Raw genomic sequence first — 7,190 nt, forward strand, 5'->3', positions numbered from 1 at the left:
GCCCGGTTACATTCCGAACCCGGAAGCTAAGCCTTTCAGCGCCGATGGTACTGCAGGGGGGACCCTGTGGGAGAGTAGGACGCCGCCGAACAATTTTTAGCCTCAACCCCGAGCTGTCATAGCCCGGGGTTGAGGCATTTTTGCGTTTAGGGTCAGGGTATGCGCTACGACCTGGTCATCTTCGACAACGACGGCGTCCTTGTGGACAGCGAGCCGATCTCCAACACCATCCTCTCCGGGTATCTGAGCGAGCTCGGGCACCCCACGACGTACGACGAGTCTCTCCGCGACTACATGGGGGCCGCTGTGCACCGGGTGCACGACCTCATCCAGGAACGGACCGGTCAGCGGCTCCCCGACGACTTCGACGCGACGCTGCACGCCCGGATCTTCGCCGCTTTCGAGCAGGAACTCACACCGGTCACCGGTGCCGCCGAAGTGCTCGGCGAACTGGTCGCCCACGGGGTGCCGTACTGCGTGGCCTCATCCGGAAGTCACGAGCGGATCCGGGTCGGCCACCGGGCGACCGGGATCGACGAGTGGTTCGAGGAGGAGTGGATTTTCAGCTCGGAGGATGTCGGCCGGGGGAAGCCGGCGCCGGATCTCTTCCTCCTCGCCGCCGAGCGCATGGGTGTGGCGCCCGAGCGGTGCGTCGTCGTCGAGGACAGCCAACTCGGTGTGAAGGCGGCGCGGGCCGCGGGGATGGACGTGTACGGCTTCACGGCCATGACCCCCGCCGAGCGGCTGGCCGGGGCGAACGGGTTCTTCTCGAAGCTGGTGGAGCTTCCGGAATTGCTTGCCTGACCTGTCTACCCACGGGTAGGTCTGGGGCCTACTGTGCCGCCATGACGTCAGATGTTCGGCTGCGGCACGGCAGGGTCTCCCTGGGGCTCAGCTTCTTCGCGCAGGGCGCGGCCTTCGCTCTCCTCGTCACGAGGATCCCGGCGATTCAGGATCGCTACGGGATATCCGACGGTCTGCTGCCGGCCTTCCTCGCCGCTGTGCCCGTTCTCGCTGGCGTCAGCAGCGTCGCCACCGAGCAACTGGTGGCGCGGGTCAGGCCGTCGGTTGTTCTGCGGTGGGTGCAGTCGGTGGTGCTGCTGGCTCTCCTCGGGGTCGCGGCCGGCAGCCGGCTCTGGCAGGTGGCGGTCGCGCTGGGGGTCTTCGGGCTGTCCGTGGGGGCGCTGGACGCGTCCATGAACATGCTGGGGGTCAGCCTTCAACGTGCGTACGGCCGCAGCATCATGCTCGGCTTCCATGCCGCGTACAGCCTGGGCGGGATCGCCGGCGCCTCGCTCGCCTGGGCCGGTGCGCACTGGGACCTGTCGCTGCTGATGTCGTACTGGCCGGTGGTCACGGTGCTGCTGCCGCTCTGTCTGGTGGCGAGCCGGTGGTACGCGGACGCCCAGCGGGACGCCACAGCAGCCACCAGCAGCACCGCTCCCACTCCTCCCACCGCTTCCACCAATTCCGCCCCTTCCGCCGTGCACTCCACCGACGGCGGCTCCGTCGTCTTCAAGTTGCTGTTGCCGCTCTGCCTGGTGATGGCCTTCGCCTATATCGGCGACTCGACCGTCTCCAACTGGAGCGCGAAGTACCTGCAGGACGTGCTGGGCAGCTCCGAGCAGCTGTCCACCGTCCCGTACAACGTCTATATGGTCACCACGCTGCTGGGCCGGGCGGTCGGGGACTTCGGGGTGCGGCGCTTCGGTGCGGTGGCTGTGGTGCGGTTCGGTTCGGTGCTGGCCGCCGTCGGCTTCGCCGTGGTGGCCTCGGCGTCCGGGCCCTGGGTGGGGATGCTCGGATTCACCCTGCTGGGGTTCGGGCTGTGTGTGATCGTGCCGCAGACCTTCGCGGCCGCCGGCCGGTTGTTCCCCGGAGCGTCGGACGCCGCCATCGCCCGTCTGAACATCTTCAACTACGTCGGCTTCCTGATCGGCTCCCCCCTGGTGGGGGCGATCGGCGACGCGTGGAACTACCGCGGGGCGATGCTCGTCCCCATGGTGCTGGTCCTGGCCACGCTGCTGTACGCCAGGTCGTTCGGAAACGGTGATGCCCGATACGGTGGCGGGCATGAGCGGCCGCGAACTGTTGATGTGGGACGACGCAGTAACGAAGTATGACTTCGGGCCGGGCCACCCGATGGATCCGGTGCGGCTCGCGCTGACCATGGGGCTGATCCGGGCCTACGGCGTGGACGCCGCGCTGGATGTCGTGGCGGCCAAGCCGGTGGGGGATTCGACCCTGCGGCTGGTGCACCGGGCGGATTACGTGGAGGCCGTGCGGGCGGCCTCGGCGGATCCGGACAGCGCCGACCCGGCCTACGGCCTCGGCACCCCGGACGACCCGGCCTTCGCCGGCATGCACGAGGTGTCCGCGCTGATCGCCGGGCAGTCGGTGGGCGCCGCCGAAGCGGTATGGCGCGGGGACGCCTCCCACGCGGTGAACTTCTCGGGCGGGCTGCATCACGCCATGCCCGGGTCGGCCTCCGGATTCTGCGTCTACAACGACGCCGCACTTGCCGTCGCGAGGCTGCTCGAGCTCGGCGCCGAGCGGGTCGCGTACGTCGATGTGGATGTGCACCACGGCGACGGTGTGCAGGCGGTGTTCCATGCGGACCCACGGGTCCTCACCGTGTCGCTCCACGAGCATCCCAGGACGTTGTTCCCCGGGACCGGCTGGCCGGACGAGACGGGCGACGGAACGGCCGAGGGCTCCGCGGTGAATGTGGCGTTGCCGGCCGGTACCGGGGACGAGGGGTGGCTGCGGGCGTTCCATGCCGTGGTGCCCGAACTGCTGGCGGACTTCCGGCCGCAGGTGCTGGTGACCCAGCACGGCGCCGACACGCATTTCGAGGACCCGCTGGCCCATCTCGCGGTGTCGCTGGACGCCCAGCGGGCGGTACAGGTCGCCTGCCACCGGCTGGCGCACGAGTACGCCGACGGTGGCCGGTGGGTGGCGCTGGGGGGCGGTGGTTACGCGGTCGTGGACGTCGTACCGCGCTCCTGGACGCACCTGGCGGCGATCGCGGCCCACGCCGAGATCGATCCCGAGTCGCTGATCCCCGACGCGTGGCGGTCGGAGGTCTACGCCCGCACCCGCCAGTCGGCGCCGCGCCGGATGACGGACGGCCGGTGGCCGGTGACCTGGCGCGCCTGGGACGAGGGCTACGACCCGGCAGACCGCCTGGACCAAGCGGTACTGGCAACCCGCCGCGCGGTCTTCCCCTCCCGGGGCCTCCTGCCTTGAAAGAGGCGATGTGTCTGACGCCGGGCACATGGGAGCCTCTCCGGCGACGGGGGAGCGGGGCCCGGGGCGACGCCCCGGGCAGCTGCTGACGCACACCTTTACGCCAACCGTGCGGACCTCCCTCGTTCGTCCCCCGCCCCCGGCTTCCGTACGGAAGCATCGGCAGGGTGTTGAGCACCGGCGCCCTCCGTGCGCACCTGTTGGCGGCCAAGCTGGCCGGGCCCGTGGCCACCCCCCGGGAGACAAGTCTTCGTAGCTACCGCCTCTTCGCGGCGCGGGACCCCAGAGCGACGCTCGGCCTCGCCCCCGAACGCCACTGGGACGAACGGGAGTTGCTGGCCTTGATGGCCGACCGGTGTGGAGTCTCCGGCGACCCGCGCCACGTGTCGGGCGCCGATGTCATCGACCCCGAGAGGACACTGGCAGCGCTGAAGGCGTTCGCAGACCGCCTCGGCGAGGCGGTCGCACGCCGGTCGGCCGTCCTGTTCGGTACCGGCCACCCGCATCGGCTGCTGGGGTTCTACGCCGCGCTGGCAGACGCGGTGTCGGCGGCAGGATGTGTCGTCCTCACCCCTGCGCAGGGCCACCATGTCGACATAACGACCCGGTTCGGCGTACGTACGTACGACCTGGACTACGTGCGAGGAGTCGCGCTGATGCGCGAACCCGGCGCGCGGGCCGCCGGAAGTGAGCCGGGCGCACACACCCATTCGCCGCTGCCGGTCCGGGTCGCTCTGGCGGCCGCGGCCGGGGACGGTGGGCGGCTTCCCGAACTCGTCGTGGGGGACCACGGATGGGTCTGCGGGGCAGGTCAGCTGGGCATTGAAGCCATCGGTCTGGCTGATACGGATGATCCCGCGCTGTTCGTCGGAGAGGCCGAGGGACGGGTGTCCGTGGCTGTGCCGCTGGACGACGCCGTGCGGCCGGAGCACTACCGGCCGCTGACGCGCTATGTACTCAATCGGGCTCTCTGTCCCAGTAGGTAACCGATCGGTACCCCTCTTCCCCACTCGTACCACCCGCACCTAGTCTGATGGGTGAGCGCACAACGACGAACAGTCACCGGAAGGGGAAGCCGGTGCGCGTCGGGTGCGGAAGGTTCAGGTGGGTCATGGCTGCTGGGAGTGAAAGGCCTCTCAACGAGGTCAGGTTCCTGACCGTGGCGGAAGTCGCCTCGGTGATGCGTGTGTCCAAGATGACCGTGTACCGGCTGGTGCACAGCGGTCATCTGCCGGCGATCAGGGTGGGCAGGTCCTTCCGGGTCCCGGAGCAGGCGGTGCACGACTACCTCCGGGAATCCTTCGTGGGGGTGCAAACCGCGTAACCAGAATCCGGCGCGGGACCGGGGCGGGACCGGAACAGGAGCGCACGGCTCCCCTCGGATTACGTCCCTCACTCGGTGGCGGGTAGGCTAGGCCGACGTAGGTCGTGTGGGCCCAGACGCCCCGCACCAGTGAAGAGAAGTGAGCGAGGGTAGTCGTGGGCTCTGTTATCAAGAAGCGGCGTAAGCGGATGGCTAAGAAGAAGCACCGCAAGCTGCTCAAGCGCACTCGCGTTCAGCGTCGCAACAAGAAGTAAGCGGCAGCTGTACGCGGTTCCGTGGCCCTTCCACCATCATGGTGGGAGGGCCACGGTGCGTTGTGCGGCCGCAACATTTGGTTACCTGCCGCAGCGCCCTGTCACCGCAGAGCAACATCGACCGGCTACGGTGGCCCGTACGGGAGTCCGAATGGGAGGCGCGGATCTTGGGCAAGGTCGTGCTCGTGACCGGTGTGGCCCGGCAGCTCGGGGGCCGTCTTGTGCGGCGCATCCAGCGGGATGCGGAAGTGGACCGGGTGATCGGGGTGGACATCGTGCCGCCCGACCACCAGCTGGGCGGTGCGCATTTCGTCCGGGCGGACATCCGCCAGCCTGCCATCGCCCGGGTGCTGGCCGAGTATGACGTCGACACGGTCGTCCACATGGATGTCACCGGCACTCCGCTCGGCGCGGGCGGCAGCCGGGCGACCGTCAAGGAGAACAACGTCATCGGCACCATGCAGCTGCTCGGTGCCTGCCAGAAATCGCCCACGGTACGGCGGCTGGTGGTGAAGTCCAGTACCAGCGTGTACGGATCGGCGCCCCGCGACCCGGCCGTCTTCACCGAGACGATGCCTCCCAAGTCGTTGCCCAGCGGCGGCTTCGCCAAGGACGCCGTCGAGGTCGAGGGCTATGTGCGCGGCTTCGCCCGGCGCCGTCCCGATGTGGCGGTCTGTGTGCTGCGCTTCGCCAACATCCTGGGGCCGAGCGCGGACTACCCGCTGGCGCAGTATCTGTCGCTGCCGGTGCTCCCGACGGTGTTCGGTTACGACCCGCGCCTGCAGTTCGTTCACGAGGCCGATGTGATCGGCGTGCTGCTTCTCGCGCTGGGCGAGCCGCCACAGGGGACGCTGAACAGCGGCACCTTCAATGTCGCGGGCGATGGCGTGCTGCTGCTCTCGCAGTGCTCGCGGCGGCTGGGCCGTCCGACGGTCCCGGTGCTGCTGCCGGCCGTCAACTGGGTGGGTTCCGCGCTGCGTAGGGTCGGTGTCACCGACTTCTCGCCCGAACAGATCCGGCTGCTGACGCACGGCAGGGTGGTCAGCACGGTCCAGATGCGGGAGACCCTGGGTTACGTTCCGGAGTACTCGACGCCGGAGACCTTCGAGGACTTCGCGCTCAGCCGCGGGATCGGACTGCTGCCGCCGAAGGCGCTGGCGCAGGCGGTCGACCGGGTATCTTCCATTGCCACTGCTGTCAGCAAGGAGCGCAACTGACATGGCCGATGCCAAGGTCATTCCGTTCGGTGACGAGCCGAGGGCCAGGCGGCCCAGGAACGGCAAGGCCGTCAAACGGCCGGGTGTGCGCACCAGGACGGCCGGGCCGCTGGCGCCGGTACCGGAACAGCAGACCGGCCCCGATCCGTCGTCCGAGCCGCCGCTGCAGGCCGTGGACGAACCACGGGAGACCGGCGGCGGCCTGGACCGGCGAATCGCCGGCGGGCTCGCCTTTCTGCGGCGCCGGATCACCGGGGACTACGACGTCGACGAGTTCGGCTACGACAAGGAGCTCACCGACCAGGTCCTGATGTCGCTGGTGCGACCGTTGTACGAGAAGTACTTCCGGGTCGAGGTCAAGGGCATCGAGAACATCCCCTCCGAGGGTGGGGCGCTCGTCGTCGCCAACCACTCGGGGACGCTGCCGCTGGACGGACTGATGCTCCAGGTCGCGGTGCACGACCAGCACCCCGCCGAGCGCCATCTGCGGCTGCTGGCAGCGGACCTGGTCTTCATGCTTCCGGTCGTCAACGAGCTGGCCAGGAAGGCAGGGCACACGCTGGCGTGCGCCGAGGACGCCGAGCGGCTGCTGCGGCGCGGTGAGGTCGTCGGGGTCATGCCGGAGGGCTTCAAGGGGATCGGCAAGCCCTTCTCGGACCGCTACAAGCTGCAGCGTTTCGGCCGGGGTGGGTTCGTCTCGACGGCGCTGACCGCGGGGGTGCCGATCGTGCCCTGCTCGATCGTCGGGGCGGAGGAGATCTACCCGATGATCGGCAACGCGAAGACCGCGGCACGGCTGCTGGGCTTCCCGTACTTCCCTCTCACGCCGACCTTCCCGTGGCTGGGGCCGCTCGGGATGGTGCCGCTGCCGACGAAGTGGACCATCCAGTTCGGCGAGCCGATCCCGACGAGCGGATATCCGGCGGAGGCGGCGGAGGATCCGATGCTGATGTTCAATCTGACCGACCAGGTTCGGGAGCAGATCCAGCACACCCTGTACAAACTGCTGGTGCAGCGCAGGTCGGTGTTCTTCTAGCGGTCGCCGTTACCCAGGCGTGAGGGGGTGCCGACGACGGCACCCCCTCACGCCCGAGCAGCTAAAGCGCGACCACCAGCGCGGTGGCCACACCGGGGGGCACCCCCCCG

The 7,190-nt window shown here is 69.1% G+C and carries 8 protein-coding genes and 1 rRNA gene; all 9 read left to right on the top strand.

Annotated elements, in window-relative coordinates; translation table 11 throughout:
• Positions 1-91, top strand: a 5S ribosomal RNA gene (rrf, locus tag AB0M87_RS33085); the annotation flags it as partial.
• Positions 92-159: 68 nt separating this feature from the next.
• Entirely contained in the window at positions 160-804 is a 645-nt protein-coding gene (locus AB0M87_RS33090) for an HAD family hydrolase (protein WP_365859564.1), read from the top strand.
• A 41-nt stretch (positions 805-845) separates the two neighbouring features.
• Entirely contained in the window at positions 846-2,123 is a 1,278-nt protein-coding gene (locus AB0M87_RS33095) for an MFS transporter (RefSeq protein WP_365859566.1), read from the top strand.
• Positions 2,095-3,249, top strand: coding sequence for an acetoin utilization protein AcuC (locus AB0M87_RS33100; protein ID WP_365859576.1), 1,155 nt, complete (start codon positions 2,095-2,097; stop codon positions 3,247-3,249). The genes AB0M87_RS33095 and AB0M87_RS33100 overlap by 29 nt, the downstream gene beginning before the upstream one ends.
• A 167-nt stretch (positions 3,250-3,416) precedes the next feature.
• Positions 3,417-4,235, top strand: coding sequence for a phosphatase (locus tag AB0M87_RS33105; RefSeq protein WP_365859568.1), 819 nt, complete (start codon positions 3,417-3,419; stop codon positions 4,233-4,235).
• A gap of 125 nt (positions 4,236-4,360) precedes the next feature.
• On the top strand, positions 4,361-4,573 hold the full coding sequence (locus tag AB0M87_RS33110; RefSeq protein ID WP_365859570.1) for a helix-turn-helix domain-containing protein: 213 nt from the start codon (positions 4,361-4,363) through the stop codon (positions 4,571-4,573).
• Positions 4,574-4,728: 155 nt separating this feature from the next.
• Positions 4,729-4,827 (top strand): AURKAIP1/COX24 domain-containing protein, encoded by a 99-nt coding sequence (locus AB0M87_RS33115; protein WP_003948845.1) that lies wholly within the window; start codon positions 4,729-4,731, stop codon positions 4,825-4,827.
• Positions 4,828-4,994: 167 nt separating this feature from the next.
• Positions 4,995-6,044, top strand: coding sequence for an NAD-dependent epimerase/dehydratase family protein (locus tag AB0M87_RS33120; RefSeq protein WP_365859572.1), 1,050 nt, complete (start codon positions 4,995-4,997; stop codon positions 6,042-6,044).
• A gap of 1 nt (position 6,045) precedes the next feature.
• Positions 6,046-7,080 (top strand): 1-acyl-sn-glycerol-3-phosphate acyltransferase, encoded by a 1,035-nt coding sequence (locus AB0M87_RS33125; RefSeq protein ID WP_365859574.1) that lies wholly within the window; start codon positions 6,046-6,048, stop codon positions 7,078-7,080.
• Positions 7,081-7,190 lie beyond the last annotated feature (110 nt).

This window comes from Streptomyces sp. NPDC051320 (genome assembly GCF_040682175.1).
Classification (GTDB): domain Bacteria; phylum Actinomycetota; class Actinomycetes; order Streptomycetales; family Streptomycetaceae; genus Streptomyces.